The 21,696-nt window shown below is 58.5% G+C and carries 22 protein-coding genes; 15 read left to right on the top strand and 7 right to left on the bottom strand.

Annotation, left to right across the window (positions count from 1 at the left end):
- Positions 1-291: 291 nt before the first annotated feature.
- Genes JXR15_RS17260 through argE form a run of 3 tightly spaced genes read left to right on the top strand, consistent with a single transcriptional unit; the run spans position 292 to position 4,027 of the window.
- Positions 292-1,665 (top strand): aspartate aminotransferase family protein, encoded by a 1,374-nt coding sequence (locus JXR15_RS17260; RefSeq protein ID WP_422054439.1) that lies wholly within the window; start codon positions 292-294, stop codon positions 1,663-1,665.
- Positions 1,666-1,681: 16 nt separating this feature from the next.
- Positions 1,682-2,866 (top strand): M24 family metallopeptidase, encoded by a 1,185-nt coding sequence (locus tag JXR15_RS17255; RefSeq protein WP_422054438.1) that lies wholly within the window; start codon positions 1,682-1,684, stop codon positions 2,864-2,866.
- A 3-nt stretch (positions 2,867-2,869) separates the two neighbouring features.
- Positions 2,870-4,027, top strand: a complete 1,158-nt coding sequence (argE, locus tag JXR15_RS17250; protein ID WP_422054437.1) for an acetylornithine deacetylase — start codon at positions 2,870-2,872, stop codon at positions 4,025-4,027.
- Between the two features lie 101 nt (positions 4,028-4,128).
- Here the strand turns inward: argE and rpsD are convergent, their stop codons facing one another.
- Positions 4,129-4,749 carry a 30S ribosomal protein S4 gene (gene rpsD, locus JXR15_RS17245; RefSeq protein ID WP_422054436.1) on the bottom strand — a complete coding sequence of 207 codons (621 nt, stop codon included), beginning with the start codon at positions 4,747-4,749 and terminating at the stop codon, positions 4,129-4,131.
- A 312-nt stretch (positions 4,750-5,061) separates the two neighbouring features.
- Between rpsD and JXR15_RS17240 the strand changes: the two genes are divergently transcribed.
- Complete coding sequence (locus JXR15_RS17240; protein WP_422054435.1) at positions 5,062-6,858, top strand: amidohydrolase; 1,797 nt, start codon at positions 5,062-5,064, stop codon at positions 6,856-6,858.
- A 189-nt stretch (positions 6,859-7,047) separates the two neighbouring features.
- Here JXR15_RS17240 and JXR15_RS17235 read toward each other — a convergent pair whose 3' ends face one another.
- A complete protein-coding gene (locus JXR15_RS17235) occupies positions 7,048-7,569 on the bottom strand; it encodes a winged helix-turn-helix transcriptional regulator (protein WP_422054434.1) in 522 nt (173 codons plus the stop codon).
- A gap of 63 nt (positions 7,570-7,632) precedes the next feature.
- Here JXR15_RS17235 and JXR15_RS17230 point away from each other — a divergent pair, with 63 nt between their 5' ends.
- Positions 7,633-8,004: a VOC family protein gene (locus JXR15_RS17230; protein ID WP_422054433.1), complete on the top strand. Its 372-nt coding sequence runs from the start codon at positions 7,633-7,635 to the stop codon at positions 8,002-8,004.
- Positions 8,005-8,061: 57 nt separating this feature from the next.
- On the opposite strand, the gene JXR15_RS17225 is transcribed toward JXR15_RS17230, so the two are convergent.
- Positions 8,062-8,655: a TetR/AcrR family transcriptional regulator gene (locus tag JXR15_RS17225; protein WP_422054432.1), complete on the bottom strand. Its 594-nt coding sequence runs from the start codon at positions 8,653-8,655 to the stop codon at positions 8,062-8,064.
- Between the two features lie 113 nt (positions 8,656-8,768).
- On the opposite strand from JXR15_RS17225, the gene JXR15_RS17220 reads away from it, so the two are divergent.
- The 3 genes from JXR15_RS17220 to JXR15_RS17210 are packed head-to-tail and all read left to right on the top strand — an operon-like array spanning position 8,769 to position 10,074.
- A complete protein-coding gene (locus JXR15_RS17220) occupies positions 8,769-9,146 on the top strand; it encodes a hypothetical protein (protein ID WP_422054431.1) in 378 nt (125 codons plus the stop codon).
- Between the two features lie 20 nt (positions 9,147-9,166).
- On the top strand, positions 9,167-9,367 hold the full coding sequence (locus tag JXR15_RS17215; RefSeq protein ID WP_422054430.1) for a hypothetical protein: 201 nt from the start codon (positions 9,167-9,169) through the stop codon (positions 9,365-9,367).
- 5 nt (positions 9,368-9,372) lie between these two features.
- Positions 9,373-10,074 carry a haloalkane dehalogenase gene (locus tag JXR15_RS17210; RefSeq protein ID WP_422054429.1) on the top strand — a complete coding sequence of 234 codons (702 nt, stop codon included), beginning with the start codon at positions 9,373-9,375 and terminating at the stop codon, positions 10,072-10,074.
- A 53-nt stretch (positions 10,075-10,127) separates the two neighbouring features.
- On the opposite strand, the gene JXR15_RS17205 is transcribed toward JXR15_RS17210, so the two are convergent.
- The 3 genes from JXR15_RS17205 to JXR15_RS17195 all read right to left on the bottom strand — a co-directional run bounded on the left by JXR15_RS17205 (position 10,128) and on the right by JXR15_RS17195 (position 13,074).
- Positions 10,128-11,198, bottom strand: a complete 1,071-nt coding sequence (locus JXR15_RS17205) for a Hint domain-containing protein (RefSeq protein ID WP_422054428.1) — start codon at positions 11,196-11,198, stop codon at positions 10,128-10,130.
- Positions 11,199-11,326: 128 nt separating this feature from the next.
- Entirely contained in the window at positions 11,327-12,271 is a 945-nt protein-coding gene (locus JXR15_RS17200; RefSeq protein WP_422054427.1) for a lipid A-modifier LpxR family protein, read from the bottom strand.
- Positions 12,272-12,459: 188 nt separating this feature from the next.
- Positions 12,460-13,074: a response regulator transcription factor gene (locus tag JXR15_RS17195; RefSeq protein ID WP_422054426.1), complete on the bottom strand. Its 615-nt coding sequence runs from the start codon at positions 13,072-13,074 to the stop codon at positions 12,460-12,462.
- A 275-nt stretch (positions 13,075-13,349) separates the two neighbouring features.
- Between JXR15_RS17195 and JXR15_RS17190 the strand changes: the two genes are divergently transcribed.
- Together JXR15_RS17190 and JXR15_RS17185 are read left to right on the top strand one after the other, a co-directional pair.
- Positions 13,350-13,871: a molybdopterin-dependent oxidoreductase gene (locus JXR15_RS17190; protein ID WP_422054425.1), complete on the top strand. Its 522-nt coding sequence runs from the start codon at positions 13,350-13,352 to the stop codon at positions 13,869-13,871.
- 74 nt (positions 13,872-13,945) lie between these two features.
- Positions 13,946-16,519 carry an ATP-binding protein gene (locus JXR15_RS17185; protein WP_422054424.1) on the top strand — a complete coding sequence of 858 codons (2,574 nt, stop codon included), beginning with the start codon at positions 13,946-13,948 and terminating at the stop codon, positions 16,517-16,519.
- Between the two features lie 3 nt (positions 16,520-16,522).
- Here JXR15_RS17185 and JXR15_RS17180 read toward each other — a convergent pair whose 3' ends face one another.
- The gene (locus JXR15_RS17180) at positions 16,523-17,431 is read right to left on the bottom strand and encodes a LysR family transcriptional regulator (protein ID WP_422054423.1); all 909 of its coding nucleotides are present in this window, start codon (positions 17,429-17,431) and stop codon (positions 16,523-16,525) included.
- A gap of 90 nt (positions 17,432-17,521) precedes the next feature.
- Here JXR15_RS17180 and JXR15_RS17175 point away from each other — a divergent pair, with 90 nt between their 5' ends.
- The 5 genes from JXR15_RS17175 to JXR15_RS17155 are packed head-to-tail and all read left to right on the top strand — an operon-like array spanning position 17,522 to position 21,613.
- On the top strand, positions 17,522-18,706 hold the full coding sequence (locus tag JXR15_RS17175; protein WP_422054422.1) for a lipid-transfer protein: 1,185 nt from the start codon (positions 17,522-17,524) through the stop codon (positions 18,704-18,706).
- A gap of 4 nt (positions 18,707-18,710) precedes the next feature.
- Entirely contained in the window at positions 18,711-19,178 is a 468-nt protein-coding gene (locus tag JXR15_RS17170; RefSeq protein ID WP_422054421.1) for an FAS1-like dehydratase domain-containing protein, read from the top strand.
- 12 nt (positions 19,179-19,190) lie between these two features.
- Entirely contained in the window at positions 19,191-19,610 is a 420-nt protein-coding gene (locus JXR15_RS17165; protein ID WP_422054420.1) for a MaoC family dehydratase, read from the top strand.
- 19 nt (positions 19,611-19,629) lie between these two features.
- Positions 19,630-20,778 (top strand): acyl-CoA dehydrogenase family protein, encoded by a 1,149-nt coding sequence (locus JXR15_RS17160; protein ID WP_422054419.1) that lies wholly within the window; start codon positions 19,630-19,632, stop codon positions 20,776-20,778.
- A gap of 10 nt (positions 20,779-20,788) precedes the next feature.
- Positions 20,789-21,613 carry an SDR family NAD(P)-dependent oxidoreductase gene (locus tag JXR15_RS17155; RefSeq protein ID WP_422054418.1) on the top strand — a complete coding sequence of 275 codons (825 nt, stop codon included), beginning with the start codon at positions 20,789-20,791 and terminating at the stop codon, positions 21,611-21,613.
- Positions 21,614-21,696 lie beyond the last annotated feature (83 nt).

Here is a 21,696-nt window from a genome sequence, read left to right as displayed (position 1 = left end):
CTGACTTTCTTAACCCAATAGTGCTGGACATTTGCCGCCAACTCCCCTTGCCCACAACGCAGCCCGTAGCAGCGTTTTTTCGCCACCGCTCGCAACATCCGTATTGCTTTTGTTTGATCAAATATGCTCAAACCGAGTCACGAACCCCGGCAATAAAGGCATTGCGCGCTGCTGTCTGGGAGAGCGGAGCCACTTCGCTCATCAGAGACCTAAGCCGGTCTCGCGCGTGCATTTGGCTCCCTTCATGTCACTTTTTAGGCGGCGCGCCGCCACAAGCACGAGGGTTTTGCCATGCTGCATAACGACAAACTTGAACAATGGGATCGTGAAAACTTCTTCCACCCATCCACCCACCTCGCGGAATTTGCGCGGGGCAATGTGCCCCATCGCGTGATTACCGGCGGCACCGGCTGTCACATCGAAGACCGCGATGGCAACCGCCTGCTGGACGCCTTTGCTGGACTTTATTGCGTCAACGTCGGGTACGGCCGCAACGACATTGCGGATGCAATTGCTGACCAAGCCAAAGAGTTGGCCTACTACCACTCCTACGTGGGGCACGGCACCGAAGCCTCCATCACGTTGGCCAAAATGGTGCTCGACCGCGCACCCAACCACATGTCCAAGGTCTATTTCGGACTCTCCGGCTCAGACGCCAATGAAACCAACATCAAGCTGATCTGGTACTACAACAACATCCTGGGTCGTCCTGAGAAGAAGAAAATCATCTCGCGCTGGCGCGGCTACCACGGCTCCGGCCTGATGACCGGCTCCCTCACCGGCCTGGAGCTGTTCCACAACAAGTTTGACTTGCCGCTGGCCCAAGTTGTGCACACAGAGGCGCCTTACTACTTCGGCCGCGAAGATCAGAGCCAGTCTGAGGAGCAGTTTGTCGCCCATTGCGTAGCTGCACTGGAAGAAACCATTGCCCGCGAAGGCGCTGACACCATTGCCGCCTTCATTGGCGAACCGGTTCTGGGCACCGGTGGCATTGTGCCGCCCCCTGCTGGCTACTGGCCTGCCATTCAAGCAGTTCTGGACAAACACGACATCCTGCTGGTTGCGGATGAAGTTGTCACCGGCTTTGGCCGCCTTGGCTCGATGTTTGGCTCCGACCACTACGGCCTGAAGCCGGACCTGATCACCATCGCCAAAGGCCTGACCTCCGCCTACGCGCCACTTTCGGGCTCCATTGTGTCTGACAAAATGTGGTCCGTGCTGGAAAAAGGCACCGATGACAACGGCCCCATCGGCCACGGCTGGACCTACTCCGCCCACCCAATTGGTGCCGCCGCAGGTGTGGCCAACCTCAAGCTGATCGACGAGCTCAACCTCGTGGAAAACGCAGGCACCGTAGGCGCTTACTTCAACAAAACCATGTCTGAGGCGCTCGGCGCACACGCCAATGTGGGGGACATCCGGGGCGAAGGCATGATGTGTGCCGTGGAATTTGTCGCCGACAAAGACAGCCGCACCTTCTTTGACGCTGCGGACAAGATTGGCCCACAGATTGCCGCCAAACTGCTGGAGCAGGACAATGTGATTGCCCGCGCCATGCCACAAGGCGACATTCTGGGCTTTGCCCCACCGTTCTGCCTGACCCGCAAAGAAGCCGATTTGGTGGTCGCCGCCACCGTGCGCGCCGTCGCAACCGTTCTGCCGTAAGCCCAAGGAGCATGAGATGACCCTGTCCAAAGCCCCGTTCAGCAGTGCTGAATATCAACGCCGTCTCTCCAAAACCCGTGCCGCTATGGCAGAGGCGGGTCTGGCGGTTCTCTTTGTCACCGACCCCTCTAACCAGGCCTGGTTGACCGGATATGACGGCTGGTCATTTTACGTCCACCAAGGTGTGATTGTGACCATGGAAGGCGAGCCCATTTGGTGGGGTCGCTACATGGACATGATGGGCGGTCGCCGTACCTGCTGGATGGATCACGCCAATATCCTCGGCTACGCAGATCATTTCGTGCAATCCACGGTCGTGCACCCCATGCAGGACCTGGCAGAACAACTCAAAGCGCGCGGCTTCACGGCCGCGCGTATCGGCGTGGAAATGGAGAACTATTACTACTCCGCCAAAGCCCATGCTGTCCTCACCGACGAGCTGCCTGAGGCCACGCTGGTGGACGCCACCGCACTGGTGAACTGGCAGCGTCTGGTGAAATCCGATGTCGAGGTGGAGTTCATCCGCAAGGCCGCCCGCATCACCGAAAAGGTCATGTTGACCGCCATCGACCGCGCCGCCCCCGGCGTGCGCAAAAACGATGTGGTGGCCGACATCATGAAGGCCGGCATCGAAGGCATCGGCGACGATTGGGGCGACTACCCCGCCATCGTGCCTCTCACGCCGTCTGGTCTGGACGCCACCGCCGCCCACCTCACTTGGGACGGCACGCCAATGCGCGAAGGCGAAGCGACGTTTTTTGAGCTCTCGGGCTGCTATCGCCGCTACCATGCTCCGATCAGCCGCACCGTTTTCCTCGGCACACCCTCCGATGACATGCTGCACGCCGAAGAGGCCCAGCTCGAGGGCATCTCCGCCGGTCTGGAAGCCGCACGCGCTGGCAACCGCACCTGCGACATTGCCGATGCCTTTATGGATGTGCTCGCCAAACACGGCATCGAACGCTCCGGCCGCATGGGCTACCCCATCGGCCTCAGCTACCCGCCAGACTGGGGCGAACGCTCCGCCTCGATCCGCTCTGAAGATGAAACCGTGCTGCAACCCGGCATGGTCTTCCACTTCATGCCCGCCCTCTGGATGGACAGCTGGGGGCTGGAGACCACCGAAACCATCCTGATCCGCGCAGATGGGGCCGCTGAGCCGCTTTGTGACCTGGAACGCAAGCTCATTGTCAAAGGCTGACCCATGCTGGAGACCACCAAACAGATCCTGTCCGACCTAATCGCCTTCCCGACCGTTTCAGTCGACAGCAACCTCGACATGATCTCCTACCTTGCCGCACGTCTAAAAGACTGCGGCGCCAAGGTGGAGATCTTCCACGACGAGACTGGCAAAAAGGCCAACCTCTTTGCCACCCTTGGCCCTGCGGTCGACGGCGGCATTGTGCTCTCAGGTCACAGCGATGTGGTGCCGGTCACCGATCAGGACTGGACCTCCGACCCCTTTGTCATGGAGCAGCGCGACGGCCGTCTTTACGGGCGCGGCACCTGCGACATGAAAGGCTTCATCGCCGCCACCGTCGCTATGGCGCCCCACTTTGCCCAGCGAGTCACCGACACGCCGGTGCATTTTGCCTTCACCTATGACGAGGAGACCGGCTGCATTGGCGCAGGCCATCTGGTTGAGGCCCTGAAAGAGCGCAACATTAATCCCCGGCTGGCCATCATTGGCGAGCCGACCTCCATGCGCATCATCGAAGGCCACAAAGGCTGCCACGAGTACAGCACCCGTTTTCAGGGGTTGGAAGGCCACGGCTCCGCACCCGATCTGGGTGTCAACGCCGTCGAATACGCCGCCCGCTATGTCTCCCGCCTGCTGGAACTGAAAGCCAAGCTCACCACCATGGCGCCAGATACCAGCCGCTTTGAGCCCCCCTGGACCACCGTGAACGTCGGCGCGCTGCACGGCGGCAGCGTGCACAACGTCATTGCCCCCAAGGCGCAGGTGGATTGGGAAATGCGCCCGGTACAGGCCAGCGACGCCAGCTTTGTAAAAGAGGCCCTGAAAGCCTACTGCGAAGACGAGCTGCTGCCCGCCATGCGCAAGGTCTTCCCCGACGCGCAGATCGACACCGAAGTTGTGGGGGAGGTCGCAGGCCTTGTGCCCGTGGACGACAACGCCGCGCGCAAACTGCTGATGGAGCTCACCGGCGCCAACGGCGCAGACCTTGTGCCCTTTGGCACCGAGGCAGGCCTGTTTCAGTCGATGGGTATGGACGTGGTGGTCTGCGGCCCCGGTTCAATCGAGCAGGCCCACAAGGCCGACGAATTCATCGCGCTGGATCAACTGTCCGATTGCCTGAAGCTGCTGGAAAAACTCGGCGACACGCTGGCCAAAGGCTAAGCCCACCCAGCGCCGCAGCAACTTCCAAAACCCGCGCAAATAAAAAGGGCCGCGATACACTCGCGGCCCTCTTCGTATTCTGTAACCTAGGTCGGCGAAGATTAGTTCTTCGCGTAGAATTCCACGACCAGGTTTGGTTCCATCACAACTGGGTATGGCACGTCGGACAGGCCAGGTGCGCGTACAAAAGTTGCGGTCATTTTGTTGTGGTCGGCGTCGATGTAGTCAGGCACGTCGCGCTCGTTCAGCTGAGTGGCTTCCAGCAGAACTGCGAGCTGCTTGGACTTCTCACGAACTTCGATCACGTCGCCTTCTTTAACGCGGTAAGACGCGATGTTCACGCGCTTGCCGTTCACCAGAACGTGGCCGTGGTTCACAAACTGACGGGCAGCAAACACGGTGGCCACAAACTTGGCGCGGTACACAACCGCATCCAGGCGGCGCTCCAGCAGGCCGATCAGGTTTTCACCGGTGTCGCCTTTAACACGCTCCGCTTCCGCATAGATGCGGCGGAACATTTTCTCGGTCATGTCGCCGTAGTAGCCTTTCAGCTTCTGCTTGGCGCGAAGCTGCGTACCGAAGTCGGACAGCTTGCCCTTGCGGCGCTGACCATGCTGGCCTGGGCCATAGTCACGACGGTTGACTGGGGATTTTGGACGACCCCAGATGTTTTCGCCCATCCGGCGGTCAATTTTGTACTTGGCAGCAGTTCTTTTTGTCATCTGCTGATCTCCTTCGTTTAGGTTTCGAAGGGCGTTGTCCTCTTGCCGGATTTTGCCGACATGACAGGCATCCTCTTGCGAGGGCCACCAACACCAATGAAGCCGCGCTTATACGGGGGATTCTGGGGGAGTCAAGCGAGGAGTGGGCTATGTCTACATTGAGCCCATAGTGACTTATGCCGCTGCAAGCACAATTCGTTTTTTTGGGGCGGTTAGCCGACCTTCGGGTCATTCTTGAGTACTCGTAACGTTACATTCATCCAGCGCCGTGCTAAAAAAATCGCTAGGTCATAGGAATTTTGGAGATCGGTCATGCAACTTTTTACGTCATCATGCCTCGCCATTGTACTTGCGGGTACTGCAGCATTCTCTCAGGATGCCGATGCCGTCTATTTGAATGGTAAGGTTTACACAGTTGACGGCGCCAACCCTTGGGCCGAAGCAGTCGCCATAAACAATGGCAGCTTTGAAATAGTCGGCTCCAACGAAGATGCTATGGCCGCCGCCGGAGAGACCACAAAAATAATTGATCTGGAAGGCGCATTTGTCATGCCGGGCCTGATAGATGTCCACGCACACCCGCTTTCAGTCGGTGTTGACCGCGCAGGCGTGATTTTTTCAAACCCCACTGATGCCAACCAAATGTTGGCTGACATCAAGGCCTATGCAGAGGCCAATCCGGATGTCGAGCTGATCCGGGGTGGTCAATGGAATCTGGGGGTTTTTGAAAACGACAGCCCAAACAAAGAGCTTTTGGATGCCATCGTATCCGACAGGCCTGTATATCTGATCAGCCAAACCGGACATTCTGCCTGGGTCAATTCAAAGGCATTAGAGCTTGCGGGGGTCACGGCAGACTACGAAAACACAAAAAAAGTTCTTTTTGATAGAGACCCGATCACCAACGAACCCAGTGGAACAGCTAGAGAATATGCAATGGGCGTGATTGCCCAAGCCTTGCCCGAAGTACCTGTTGATGCCGTGGCCACTGCGCAAGCCAAGATATTTGCCGAGTGGAATTCCTTTGGGTTCACCGCGATCAAAGCTGCGGAAGGGCACGCAGTTCCTGTTGAGGCCGCAAACATTCTTGACCGACGAGGTGACCTCACAATGCGCCTGTTTCCATCCTGGGATTGGCGCAGTCATTATATGGAAAAGGTCGCTGAAGAGCAGGCGGTCACAATTGCTGACTGGGCGTCTTATGAAACACGCCTAGTAAAGCCAAACACTGTGAAAATGTTCTTTGACGGCGGACCCGACAGCTTTACCGCGTATTTGCTAGACGATTACGAAGATCTCCCCGGTCAGCGAGGCCAAACCACAATGCCGGTTGAACAGTTCGAAGCTGAGGTTTTAGACTTTAATCAAAAAGGCCTTGGGGTTATCGTTCACGTGATAGGGGACGCAGGCGGTAAGGAACTTGCGCAACTGTTCAAAAGGGTGCGCAATGAAATCGGCCCCGATGGCCCGTTATTGCATTTCTCTCACGCATGGATGACACGAAAGGAAGACTTTGAGGTCCTGGCAGAGATCGACGGTTTGTGCATGGATTTCTCGCCTGCACTATCATATCCAGCACCGGAAATCGAAGGCAGCATGGCGCCGCCTGTTGGTGATCGATATCAGTCCTTCTTTAATGTCAGCGATTCAATCAAGGCGTTTCAAACCGCCCGCGCCCTCGACATGGGAATTCCTGTGGGCTTCGGCAGTGACTGGGCCTCTGCCCTGATTCCAGAGCCCAACGGCTTTCATCAAATGCAATCCTGGATCATGCGCACAGACCCGGAAAACCCAACTGGTCCATCTTTGAACCCTAATCAATCGATAAATCTGGAAGAGGCGATTTACGGCTTTACGCAAGGTGGAGCGCATTGCCTTGGAAGTGGTTGGGAAGATCGTCTTGGATCGATAGAGGCAGGCAAGCTCGCTGACTTCATTGTTCTTGATCGCAATCCCTTCGAAGCTCCAATTGAGCAATTGTGGACTACTAATGTAGCCAGAACAGTTATCGGTGGAGATGTTGTATACGATAACACTTTTGATGTGGTCGAAGAGGTGTTTGAAGCCGACACATTCAATCCTGGAACGCGCTATTCTACTGAGCCCTAGACGACCAATCTCTGGATTGAGTCGTTGCCGAACAATCCTTCCAATCAGGATGTCCGGTTTGGGCCCAATGCGCCAGTTGAATCGATCAGAGTGAAGGGCCGTTCTGTCCCGCACTGCTGCCATAGGCGACGACACCGCCACCATGTCGGCAAATAACATTTTCTTCCGGGAACCGCACCTACCGGGAACCTAACCCGCCAACCCAATCACCTGGCTGATCCGCGCCCCGGCGTTCACCGCCTGATAGGTCGGAAACGGCACCCGTTCGGACAGATCAATCTCCCGTGCCACCCACTCCTGGGCCTCCAATTTCTGCAACGAGGTGGAGAGCGCCCGATCCGTGATCGCGCCCAATCCCGCCTTGAAGCCAGAAAACCGCTGCGGCCGCGTCGCCAACGCCAACACTGGCACGGTCCAGCTTTTGCGCAACAGCTTGGTGTCGCTCTCTTCCGCCACCCGCAAAATCTCATCTGCCTTAGCCGCCGCCACTGCGCCCAGGTCCGTCAAAACAAATTCCGGCCGCAACGGATGCCCGTGTCCGGGATTTCGCATCACCACCCCCAGCTCCATCAGGTGCGCTAGACTGGCACCAAAGGCCGTGCGCCCCGCCCCTGTGGCTGCAATCAACGTCGCCTGCCGCCCCGGTACGCCACGATGCATCTGCGCCAGAATGTCGAGCGCCCAGGCCCGAGAGGTGATCTTGACAAGCAACTTAATGTCCATAAAGTATAGTAACTACATTTTGTGAAAACAACAACCACTAAGGACCGCATCATGGCTCTTGCCGCATTGACCAACATCATCACGCTCTCAATTTCTGTGAGTGATCGCCACGCCAGCGCCGCCTGGTTCAAAGAGAAACTGGGCTTTGAGCTGCGCTATCACATTGACGAAGCCGGCTGGAGCGAACTTGACACCAAAACCGAGGGCGTGATCCTTGGCTTGGGCGAGCAATCCGAGCCCAAACCTGGCAATTGCGTCCCGGTGTTTGGCGTCGACGACATCGACACCGCCCGCAGCGCGCTTGAGGCGGCGAACGTAAAGTTCGACGGCCCGACACAAGTCATTCCGGAGATGGTCAAACTGGCGACCTTCTATGATCCGGACGACAACGCCTTCATGTTGGCCGAAGACCTAGCCGGCTAAACTAAGAAACCCCGCCAGTCCGGCGGGGTTTCTTTTTGTCGCCGCTTTAAGCCCGCACTAGGACACTTCCCAGCTGCGCATCAGCCCTGCCGCGGCCGCCGCATAAGACCGCGCCATTGAGTCCTCGGTGCGCGCCTTTATGACGGAATGTAGCCCCAACAAAAGCCCCACCAGAACCTGCGCCGCTGCTTCCGGGGATTGCGGCAGTTGCACTGTTCCAGCCTGCGCCGCCCGTGTCAGAATCGCTGCGAATCTGCCCTCCAAGGTTTCGAGGTAACGGGAAATCCGGGCATTCACCTCCGGGTCAGAGCGGTCAAACTGACTAATCGAGTTAAACGCCAAACACCCCGCGTCCTCGACCCGTGGGATTTTCTGCTCCGAGGCAATGCTCTCAAACCACTCCGCCAAATCCGACAACGTAAACGTCTCCGCATCCGGGAAATGCTGTGCTTCGGCGTTGTTGAGGTAACTGTCTAACGTTGCGAGGAAAAACGCCTCCTTGCCACCATAGGCCGTCTGCAACGTAAACCGCGTCAGCCCGGTTTTCTCTTCAATCTCCCGCGTGCTCGCGCCGGTGTATCCCTTCTCCCAGAAGAGCGCCAACGCACCCGCAATCGCGGTCTCGTGATCGGCCTTTCGTTTGCGCGCCACAGAATTCTCCATGCCTTTTCTATCCGTGTGGATAGTTTTGTTTCTATCCACACGACTAGCATATTCCGCGACGTCCCTCAATGCGCCGCACCAAACGCCCAAAGGAGATCACCATGACCACACTCGACCCACAGCTCGGCGCCACAAAACCCATCCTGCTTCGGGTGATCTTCATCCTGAACGCTTTGAAAATTCTGCTGACCGTCGGTTTCTTCGTAGCCTTCAAATTCTACGGCCTGTCCGTGCATGGCCTTGAAAGCAACAGCGCCGCCACCCTGATGCTGCTCGCGCTTGGTGGCTACGTGCTGGCCTTTGCAGGCCTCGTCCGTTCAATCCTGAAACGCCACATGCTTGGCCTGTGCGTCGCCCTTCTGGCCGACCTCGGCATCTCGCTTTACGTCGGCGCCCCCATTGGCTTCCTGACCTTTGCGATCAGCATGGCACTATCCTTCTCCGCCCCAGTGCGCGCCTTTTTCGCCTACCGCGCCTAAGTCCTTCTGAGAGGCCCCAAATGACAAACTCCCAACCGATCTCCGCCGATTTCCCCTTTCAATCCCGCTTTGTTGAGGTGAACGGCCACAAAATCCACTACGTCGATGAAGGCGAAGGTCAGCCCGTCCTCTTCATCCACGGCAACCCCACCAGCTCTTATCTCTGGCGCAACATCATCCCGCACGTCACGCCGCACGGCCGCGCCACGCGCTTGATCTGATCGGCATGGGCAAATCCGACAAACCGGACCTGGCCTACCGCTTTGAGGATCACGTTCCGTATCTTGACGGCTTCATCGAGGCGCTTAGGCTTAAGGATGTGGTGCTGGTGATCCACGATTGGGGCTCCGCTCTCGGGTTTCATTACGCCCGCCGCCATCCAGAAAACGTGCGCGGCATCGCCTTCATGGAAGCCGTCATCCGCCCGATGACCTGGGACAGCTTCTCCCGCGACTTCCGCATCGGCTTCAAGATGATGCGCACGCCGGTCCTCGGCTGGTTGATGGTTTCCGCCGCCAATATGTTTGTGAACAAGATCCTGCCCAGCGCCATGATCCGCAAACTGACAGAAGCAGAAATGGCCGCCTACCGCGCGCCCTACCCCACTGCCCGCAGCCGAAAACCATTGCGCATGTGGCCCACAGAAATCCCCATCGACGGCAGCCCCAAGGATGTCTTTGACGTCGTGCAAAGCTACAGCCAATGGCTCGGGCAAACCGATCTGCCCATGCTGCTGTTCTATGCGACGCCGGGCGGTACTATCCAAGCCGACGAGTTAACTTGGTGCCGCAACACCATCAAGAACTTGACCACTGTCGATATTGGCGCAGGCATCCACTACCTGCAGGAGGACAACCCGCATCTGATTGGCGCTGAGCTGGCCAACTGGCTACCCCACGTCCTAACCACCAACGCCGCTGCCGAGTAGCCCACAAAGCAAAAGCCCCGGAGATCATCCGGGGCTTTTTCATTTCGTTCCGACTAGGCCGCGTCGTGCATCAAAATCGCCGCCTCGCTGGCAGTCAGATTGCGCCGCGCGTGCGGCCCGTAGCTGTGCGGGTTCTGCGCCAACTCTGGCTGGCGCTCAAACAAACGCACCCGATCTTCTTCTTTTAACGCATCCAGCGCCGCATTGGCCGGATGGAAACTCTCGGTCTCCACACCATTGGCCCAGATCACCTCATGGCACGGCAACAGCAGATGCACATAGGTCACCTCCTTAAGCGCCGTATCCACACTGATGCTATTGCCGTTCACCAGATCCCGCGCCGCCACCAGAACTTCGCCTTCGTTAAACAGCGCCCGCGCCGTGGCACCGCGCACCAGCATCCGATGCTCCGGGCTGACCAACAGTTCCTGATCCGGCCGCTCAATGCCCAGCGCCCCGGGACGAATACGGATTGGCCGCAACTTTGGCATCGCAAACAATCGCGCCCCGGTCATACGCCGCGCCCCGATCCACTGGACCTCCTGCGCACCATTGTCCCGCGTCTGCACCTGATCGCCTTCGCGCAGCTCTTCAATCAAACGTGGCCCCTGCGGCGTTGCAATCCGCGTGCCTGGTGTAAAACAAATCACCCCGTTACCCTCTTGTACTGATTTGGGCCGCTGCAACGTGCTCATGGCACAATGCACCACCCATAAGTCCTTATTCTTTGGCGGAAGTTCGTCCAGAAACATCAGCAATGGCGCACTGCCATCCACCTCAATCACGGTTGCAGTGTAGCTTTCCGCCCCATCGGTCACCACAAAACCGCCCTCCATCAAGGGCAGTTCAATATCGACAGCATCCAAGTTCTGAATGCCCGTTTGATGATTCACTGCCGCCCCAACCAGCTTGCGCACCATATGCGCCGCACGCTTGCGGATGTTTGCCCCTTCTTCCCCACGGTCCAGACGCAATAACCCATTGGGGCCGTCCACACGGACGGCGTCCCTCGACCAGGACCACACCACGCCTGTTTCCAGCGCCTGCAACGGTGCGGCCTTCTGACCATCTATTTCTGTCTGTGACCAGGAGATGACAAACGTGCCACGAAAGCCCGTTTTCATTGCCTGATTACCTGCCTAGTAGTTTTTTTATTACGGACAGGTTAACAAAGCGAAGTTCAGCTGCCTAGCCGGAAGTTTCAAAAATACTGTGGCAGCTCAGTGTGTTGCAAAAAACACCTCACCTCACCTTAAAAGCGAATATCCAATCGTACCGCGCCAACTAGTTGTCCCTGGTACTGCATATCGAACTCTTCACCCAAATAGGTGAGACCATAAAACAGGTGATGGTTCTTGCCTTGCCAGTGCAAACCTGCGCGCACACGACGGCGCGTATCGGTCAGCCGATAACCGCGATCTTCGGGCAAATAGATACTGCTGAACACTTTGGCGATGTCTGCACCCACAACAAAACTCAAGCCCTTTTCCTGCCGCGCACCGGAGCGATAGCGGTGGCCAGTGACCCAATCACGCGACACCAACTCGCCGCGACCAAACCGGCCAAAGGTGAAATCCACACCGGCGCGCACCAGATTTTCATCGCCCGCGCGGGCTTCCACAAAGGGACGCATGCTGGCCTGGCCACCCAGGTCAAAATTACGCCCGGTTTCGCCCACAAAGCGCAGGCGCCACTGATTTGGGATCTGATGCGCCAGAACCTCATCTGAAGGCCCTTCAATGCCTATCACATCATGGATCGCCTTTTGCAGGCTGTTCAGCCCAGTCTGCGGACCAATCATCAACACATCGCCACCAAAGGCAAACTCGGTGCCATGCCGCTGAAACTGCGTGTGCAGGCCAGCGGTCAACATGCCAGCCCAGGGGCGGTCCAACGGGATATGTGAACTCAGGCACGCCGGGGCCATGATCTCGCCGCCGACACGCAACTCCAGAAGGTCACCTGCCGACTGCGGCAACGCGCCATTCCAGCCGTAACCCCAGAAACGGCTGGTGCCATAAGAGCCAGACCGCCAGCGGTCATAACCATCCCCAAGGAAGTCATTCACAAACAGACTGCCAAACCCGAGGTACTCCCGCTCGCCAAATGGCGAGAAAGACGCGTCACTGTCTTCCGCTGCCACAGCATGAACGGAAAGCACCCAAACAAAAAACAAAGCAGCAATACGACGCAGCATAGTCAGTCCCCAATAACGCCCCCCGGCTAGGTTCTGATAGCGCGCACAGGATACCCGCGTCAGCGAAAGACTGACATAATGGTAAATGCCGTAAAAATTGTCCTTAATTCATTAAGGGACGGGAAAGCTCGACGCCGCGCAGCTGGCCTGCAGCCGCAAGCCCCTCGCACGCCAGACATATTATACGGTCAGAACAGGCCGGCTTCTTTGGCAATCAGCGCCGCTTGGGTGCGATTGCCGGCGTCAATTTTCCGGTAGAGGTTTTTCACGTGCAACTTGATCGTCGGCTCTGACAGATCAAGGTCCCGGGCAATTTCCTTATTGGACTTGCCCACTGACAGCCCTTCCAAAACCTGCATTTCACGGCGAGTCAGCTTTTGTGCAATTGGATGTGGCTCCACCGCCTCTGCGGCCTGCATCAACTCCGCTGGAATAAACTGCTCACCGGCCGCCATAAATTTTATGGCATTGACCAACGATGACGCAGGCAATGTTTTGGGCACAAACCCTGAGGCCCCAACCGCCATCGCCTTTTGCACAATCTCACGGCTGGCTTCCCCGGAGATCAACGCAACACGCGGTGACGATGTATGCGCCAACACGCGCTTGACGCCTTCGACGCCTTGCATCCCCGGCATATTGTAATCCAGCAAAACAAGATCAAACGGCCCTTTGCTGTCCAGCGCCTGCATCGCTTGATCCAAATTAGACACTCCCACGGACCCCATTGTCCCAGTGGCATCTACAAACGCAGTCACCGTGTCCAACAGCAAATCATGGTCGTCAGCGATCAAAATTTTCAAAGCGGTCCTCCAAGGGGCCGGAAATCAGCGCGTAAATCGCACCCTACTAAGGCCACATATTACCATACCAATGGCGACTTATACCCAACACTGCGGCCCAAGTGTCTCCTGTTGTCCCGCCTCCCCTAAGGAAGATACGGAAAATTTTAAACAAATTCCAAGCTTTACCTAACGGCAAACCTACCCTTTTGTATAGGGTGTTTATCCCCTTGACCAGATGCGCGTCAAACGTGTTCGGTCTTATAAAGAAGTTAAGCATAACGAGGCGGCAGAACATGCGAAAAACCACCAAATCAGTTTTCGCGTTTGCTGCTTGGCTTTTGCTACCACTCACAGGCCCAGTTTGGGCATCTGACGCAATGGACACACCGTCCGGCGATGTCATCCTGACCGTGTCGGGCACGATCGACGCCACAAACGTCGACGACACGGCTCAGTACGATTTGGAGATGCTGCGCACATTACCCGCAGTCTCCATTTCAACCACGACCATATGGACCGATGGGGTTCTTATGTTCACGGGTGTACCGCTAGCGTCGCTGCTGGATTCTCTGGGGAGTTCCGGCAGCACGCTGCGGGCTTCCGCCATCAACGACTACACCATTGAAATTCCGGTCGACTCACTGGAAGGCGAGGCACCGATCTTGGCCTACGAAATGAACGGCGTGCCCATGCACCGCCGTGACAAAGGCCCTCTGTGGGTGATCTACCCCTTTGATTCCGATCCTAAATACCGCACGTCGCAGGTGCACTCCCGTGCTGTCTGGCAACTCGACAGGATCGAAGTCGTCGACTAAAGTTTGCGCATGACACTCATGCGCGTACCTTCTTACAATTCGCTCTTCGCCGTTCCGGCTCGACTGTCGACGCCATGTCGTGCCACCGGCCCGCTGCTGTGAACCGCCTGCCCACATCCGCCTTTGCAGTGGGCCTGCCAAGCTCCCAGCGCAAAAGCCGACCGTTGCGCATTCTCGGCCTCGTCCTCACAGCCCTCATCGCGATCTTGCTGGTGTTCGCTTTTGTCACCGCGTCACAAGTCTTCACCAACCTGCGCAACATCAAGCTATTGGCTTCCAATGACATGGAATGGTCGCTGGCGCAGATCGAATTGGAAACGCGAGACTTTGCAGGCGCGCTAGAAGCCGCAAGGCTCACACCGGATCCGGATCTTGACCGCCTCCGCCTGCGGTTTGACATCCTCTACAGCCGCGTCGGCTCCATGGCCACGGCACCGGCGTACCTACGCCTGGCTGTGGTGCCCGACTTTGACGCCGCTCTAAAACGCATGAACACGTTTATGGACGAAGCCATCCCACTCATCGACAGCTCCGATGAGGATTTGACGGACGCTCTCTCGTTGCTCTCTGTGCGATCCGCCCACTTGCGCTCAGATGCCCGTGCCATGTCGCTCTCCGGCATCGCGCTTTATGCCGCCGAAAACGACGCCGCCCGTCAGCGCATCACCAACACACTGTATCGACTGGCCACCATCGCGCTCTTGCTGATCGTCGCCGTGATCGGCCTGCTAATCAACTTGCTTTACGCCAACCGCGCCGCCCGCCAGAAAGGGCACGCCTTGTCCCAAGCGAACCGCCGTATGAGTACCATCCTCTCCACCTCGATGGACGGGGTACTGGTGGTCGATGGCACAGGCGCGGTGCTCGAATTCAACAAGGCGTCCGAGGCCATCTTTGGCTACCGCTACGAAGACATCCGCGGCAAGAACATTCAAGATCTGATTGCCCCCCCTGACCTGCGCGATTCCCACTACCGCGCCATGGAACGCATCCTCACCGGTCAGGACCGTCACGCCGCAGGCAAAGGCCGCGTGCGCATGGACGCCAAGCGCTCTGATGGCACCATCTTTCCCATTGAGATCGCCATCGAAATGGCCGAGGACAACGACGAACAAATCCTCATCGGCTTTTTACATGACATCTCAGACCGTGTCGCCGCGGAAAAGGAGCTGCTCGAAACCCGTGACCGCGCCTTGGCAGGCGAGCGTGCCAAGGCCGAGTTCCTCGCCGTGATGAGCCACGAAATCCGCACCCCGCTCAACGGCATCCTTGGCAATCTCAGCCTGTTGAATGACACAGCCCTCGGCCCGATCCAGACCCGCTATGTGCGCAATATGGAAATCTCCGGCCGCGTGCTGATGCGCCATGTCGACACGGTGCTCGACATCACCCGCTTTGAGGCCGGCAAGCTCGATATCAACATCGCCTGCACCGACCTCTCCAAACTCCTGCAGGAGTTGGTCGACAGTCAACTTTCCGCCGCCAACCGCCACGGCACCACGCTCAGTTGGCGTTGGGAAGGCCGCGCCCGCGCCTGGGTCCGCACAGACCGCGCCGCACTTGAGCAAATACTGCTCAACCTCCTGGGCAATGCCATCAAATTCACCGACAACGGCACCATCACCATCGAGGCTGAGGCCCTGCCCGAAACCATCAACGGCCATCCCGCGGTAGAACTGCGGGTCAGCGACACTGGCATCGGCATCTCCGAAGACCGCCTGCCCAAAGTATTTGACGATTTTGTCACCAATGCCCCCACGTTGGGCCGCGTCCCCGGTGGCACCGGGCTCGGCCTCGGTATCGCGCGCCGCATCGTCACTGCTCTGGGCGGCGAAATTGGTGTGGAAAGCACAGCGGACGTCGGCAGCACCTTCTGGGTGCGCCTGCCCATGGAGGAAGGCCGCCAACCTCCCGCATCCCAAATCACTGAGCCTACACCGGATGTCACCCACCTGCACATGCTGGTGGTCGAAGACAACGAGATCAACCGCGAGCTGGCCCAAGAACTGCTGCAACGCGAAGGCCACTGGGTCACCCTGGCGTCCAATGGCGCCGAAGGCGTGCAATTGGCGGAGGTCAAAGCCTTCGACATGATCCTGATGGACATTGCCATGCCTGTCATGGACGGCCTTGCCGCCACCAAACAAATTCGCGCAGGCTCAGGCCCCAACAAGGACACACCGATCGTGGCTGTCTCCGCCAACATCCTGCCCGAAGACCGCGACCGCTTCCTCTCCGCCGGCATGAGCGCCTTCCTGGCCAAACCAATCAGCCGCCCCTCATTGCAACAGATGCTGCACGAAAGCTTCGGCACGACGGAGATGTCCACGCCCGAACCAACCACCCGCGCCGGTCTACCACAAGACACCTACAACCGCCTGCAAGCCCGGTTTCTTAACGAAGGCGACGCTCTTTTAGCCGCGGTCACTGCGCCATACCGCGATGTTCAGGATGTGGCCAAACGCTGCCATGACCTCTCCGGCGCCGCCGCAATCTTTGGCGCCCACGCGCTGCACGACATTCTGGCGCAGGCCGACACCGCCGCCAAACAGGGCAACAAACGCCTGTTTGAAGAGCTGATTACCCAAATTCCCGCCCTGTGGCGCGCCACACGCATTGACCTGAACGCGCCGGACGCCGCCGAATAACCGCTAGGGCATCTCCGCCCCCAGCGTAGGTGGGAACTCCTGCACCGCTTTCAAAAACCAGCCCAGCGCCCGCCCTCGTTGCCCGCCACTGCGATAGGCCACCGCCATTGGCAAAGAGGTCTGCTGCGGGAAGTCCAGAATTTCAAACCGACTGCGGAAATGGCGACTCTGAGCATAGCTGTCCACAACAACCCCCACCGCCTCACTGCGCTCAATCACTCCGGCGGCCATGGTGAAACTTGGCATGATGTGCAGCCGTCGCATCGGATCCACCTCCCCCGCTTGCACCAAATGCTGGATCGGCTCCGCATAAGGTCCGCTGGGTTCCGGTACAATCAACGGCAACCCAGCCAAATCCTCACTGCTCACTGGACGCCCCACCAACGGATGCCCCCGCCGGACAAAAAACAGTGCATTGAGCGGTGGCAACGGATCACAGCGCACCCCAGCCTCGGCCAGCAAAGGCCGCGACGGGCCAATGACCGCATCCAAATCGCCTTGTCGGAATAGCTGCACCGCCGTCTCAAACGGGGCGCCACGCAAATGAATACGGACCTCCGGATGCGCCCCCACCAAAGCCCAGATCGCCCGGCTCATCAGCCCTTCCATCGAACTGGGTGACACACCAATCCGCAACACCTGCTCCCGCGTTTGTCGCCCCTGATCCACATCCGAAACCAGTTGATCCACATCCGCCAGTATCCGCGCCGCGCGATCAATAAACGCCCGCCCCTCTGCCGTGGCTGTCACCCCCCGTGCGTGCCGCTCAAACAACGCCGCCCCCACATCCTGTTCCACATCGGCGACCGCCTTGGTCACCGCCGATTGCGTGACATTGAGTGCCCGCGCTGCCGCAGAGATCGCCCCTTGCCGGTCCACCGCCACCACATAGCGCAGCTTGGTCAGGTTCATCCATTCCTCCAAAGAATAGCTTGAGAGAATATTGAATTTGCCAGATACCTCCGTCAATCCGATACTTCGCGCAAGCGAGGAGATTTTCACATGAGCACAGAGACCATTGTTGCCGGCGTCGGCATGATCAAATTTGCCAAACCGGGGGCATCCGACAGCTATGATCAAATGGGCGCCGCCGCCGTGCAGGCCGCGTTGAAAGATGCGGGCCTCAGCTACAAAGACGTGCAACAGGCCTACGCAGGTTATGTCTATGGTGACAGCACCTGTGGTCAGAAGGCTCTCTATCATGTGGGCATGTCTGGCATTCCCATCATCAATGTGAACAACAACTGCTCTACCGGCTCAACCGCGCTCTACATGGCGCGCCAGGCCATCGAAAGCGGCATGGTCGACTGTGTGCTGGCGGTTGGCTTTGAACAAATGCAACGCGGCGCGCTGACCAGCCATTGGACCGACCGCCCCACTCCGTTTGATGACTTCGACACTGCCTGCGACACGCTTGTGGGCCATGCAGAAGTGCCTCTGGCGCTGCGGTATTTTGGCGGCGCTGGCAAATCGCACATGGAGAAATATGGCACCGAGCTAGCCGACTTTGCCAAAATCCGCGCCAAAGCCTCCCGCCATGCCACCAAGAATCCTCTTGCCCTGTTTGCAACAGAGGTCACCACCGAAGAAGTCATGGCCGCGCCGGTCATGTGGGACGGCGTGATGACCCGCCTGATGGCCTGCCCACCCACCTGCGGCGGTGCCGCCGCCATTCTCTGCTCTGAAGCTTTTGCCGCCAAACACGGCATCGACACCACTGTGAAAATCAAAGCCCAATCCATGACCACCGACTACGCCTCCACTTTTGACGCCCAAGACATGATGCAAGTGGTTGGCTACGACATGACCGCCGCCGCCGCAAAACAGGTGCAGGAAGCCTCCGGCATCGCCATCGACGATGTCGACGTGGTCGAATTACACGACTGCTTCGCCCACAATGAACTCATCACCTACGAAGGTCTCGGCCTCACCCCCGAAGGCACCGCCCAAAAATTCATTGCCGACGGCGACAACACCTACGGCGGCAAGTTTGTCACCAACCCCTCCGGCGGCCTGCTCTCCAAAGGCCACCCCCTTGGGGCCACTGGTCTTGCCCAGTGCTACGAACTGACCCACCAATTGCGCGGCACGGCAGACGCTCGCCAGGTAGAAGGTGCGAAGACAGCACTCCAGCATAACCTCGGCCTCGGCGGCGCGTGTGTCGTGACCCTCTATCAGGCGGCATAACTCCATGGGCATCTTCAACCGATCCACCAAAGGCCACATAACCCCGCCTGTCGAGGTCACCATCGAGCGCGGCCCGTTGGCGTTTTTCTCCGAAACCATCGGCGAGACCGACCCCGCCTACCTCGATCCCGACGCCGCCCAAGATGCAGGCCACCCCGACATAATGGCGCCCGCCACCTTTGCCGTGGTTGTCGGCACCTTCGCAGGCCATCAGGCCAAACGTCAGGGTCAGCCCGACATTTTGGAACTGATCAACGGCGACCTGCGTGTGCTGCTGCATGGCACCGAGGCCTACACCTACCACGGCCCGATGTTTGCCGGTGATGTGGTCACGGTCGAAAACGAGGTGACAGATTTCACCGACGCCAAAGGCGGAAAACTGGAAATCGCTCACATCACCACCCGCATCACCCACCCCACGCGCGGCCTCTTGGTTGAGGCCACCCGCGGCATCATCCACCGTCTGGGCTGAGGGAGAGAGATCATGACTGTCACACCTACCAATGCCCAAGTCGGCGACACACTCCCAGAGCTGACCTTCGGCCCAATTTCCCGCACCACATTGGCGCTCTACTCTGGCGCCTCCGGGGATCACAACCCGATCCACATCGACCTCGACTTTGCCAAAAACGCCGGCATGGACGACGTCTTTGCCCACGGCATGTTGTCCATGGCGCAGCTGGGCCGCCTCGCCACCGACTGGGCCGGCCAAGACCGCATGCGCGCGCTCTCCACCCGTTTCACCGCGATCACCCCCGTTGGGGCCACCATCACCTGCACCGGCACGGTTGTGGACCGCCACGAAGAACACGGCCGTGTCCTGCTCACCATCAAACTGGCCGCTCACATAGACGACGGCACCCAAACCCTGCGCGGCGAAGCCAAAATCTGCGGCACGCCCTAACCTCACAATAGGATACCCCATGCCCAATCACATGTGGATGAGCGAAGACCACACCGCCTTCGCTGACACCGTCAAACGCTTCTTTGACGAAGAGGTCACCCCCAACAAAGACGCCTGGACTGAAGCGGGCGTCATCCCCAAATCCCTTTGGAAAAAGGCGGGAAATCTCGGACTCCTCGGCGCCACCTTCCCCGAGGAACACGGCGGGCTTGGCCTCTCGCGCCACTTCGACGCCGTGACCTTCCTGGAGCAAGGCAAAGCCGGTGACAGCGGCTGGGGCGTCTCGGTGCACAACATCGCCGCGCATTACATCACCGCCTTTGGCACCGACGAACAGAAAGCCCGCTGGCTGCCTGATCTGGCCACCGGCGAGAAAGTCGCCGCCATCGCCATGACCGAACCCGGCACTGGTTCCGACTTGCAAGCGGTCAAAACCACCGCCATCCGCGACGGCAACGAATATCTGATCAACGGCTCCAAAACCTTCATCACCAACGGCGGCTCCGCCGACCTGATTGTATTGGTCGCCAAAACCGACCCGACTGCCAAAGGCCGGGGTGTGTCGCTGATTGTGGTGGAAACCGAAGACCTCGAAGGCTTTGCCGTGGGCCGCTGCCTCAAGAAAATGGGCATGAAGCGCAACGACACGGCAGAACTCAGCTTCACCGATGTGCGCGTGCCCCTCACAAATCTCATCGGCACCGAGGAAGGCCAAGGTTTTATCCAACTGATGAAACAGCTCCCTTGGGAACGCTTGATCCTCGGCTACATGGCCCTTGGCGCCTCCCAATGCGCACTCGAACACACGCTCGCCTACGTGAAAGAGCGCAAAGCTTTCGGCAAACGGGTGATGGATTTCCAGAACACCCGATTCAAACTCGCCGAATGCGCCACCAAAATCGAACTGCTAGCGTCCTTCTGTGACACCTGCCTGACCGAACTCGAAGCGGGGCAACTCACTGCAGAAAAGGCCGCCATGGTGAAATGGTGGGGCACGCAAACCCAGTGTGAGATTGTCGACGAATGCCTGCAATTGCACGGCGGCTACGGCTACATGTCCGAATATCCAATTTCGGAACTCTACACCGACGCCCGCGTGCAAAAGATCTACGGCGGCACCAACGAGATCATGAAAGAAGTGATCGCCCGCTCGCTGGACATCGACTGAGGACCGTACAATGAAACTCACTGGAAAAACCGCCTACATCACCGGCGCAGGCAACGGCATCGGCCGTGCCGTCGCGCTGAAACTCGCTTCCGAGGGCGCCAACATCGTGCTCAACGACCTCGAGGACGCCCCCGCCCAAACTGTAGTCGACGAAATCACCGCCGCTGGAGGCAACGCCATCGCGGTTGTCGGCTCTGTCACGGAAAACGGCTTTGCCGAGCGCTTCATCGGCGCGGGCGTTGAAAAATGGAACGCCATCGACATCATCGTCAACAACGCCGGCTACACATGGGACAGCCTGATTGGCCATATGACCGACGATCAGTTTGACGCCATGATGGACGTGCACGTCAAAGCGCCCTTCCAAATCCTGCGCGCCGCCTCGGGCTTCATCAAAGGCCATGCCAAGCATGAAGCTGAAGAGGGCCGCGAAGTCTTCCGCAAGGTGGTCAACATCTCGTCCATCGCGGGCACGGGCGGCAACGTGGGCCAAGCCAACTACTCCTCCGCAAAATCCGCCGTGCTGGGCCTGACCAAATCCCTGGCCAAAGAATGGGGCCGCTACAAGGTCAACGTGAACTGCGTCGCCTTTGGCTATATCGAAACCCGTCTGACCCAGGCCACAGACGACAAGAAATCCATCACCGTGGACGGCAACACCGTGGGCATCGGCATCCCAACCAAAGTGGCTGGCGGCTTTGCCGCCATGGTGCCCCTTGGTCGCCCCGGAACACCCGAAGAAGCGGCCGACGGCGTTTATCTGATGTGCTGCCCCGAAAGCAATTACGTCTCCGCTCAAGTACTCACGGTCGGCGGCGGGTTGAACGGGCTGTAACCAATGCAAAGCCAAAACGCCAAACTGCGCACCCGCGCCTTGTTAATTCTGACACAAAACTCTGGCTGTATGGGCTTGCAGAT

Origin of the sequence: Shimia sp. (assembly GCF_049116215.1) — a bacterium.
GTDB lineage: Bacteria > Pseudomonadota > Alphaproteobacteria > Rhodobacterales > Rhodobacteraceae > Shimia.
This window is presented reverse-complemented; position numbering and strand designations above follow the sequence as displayed.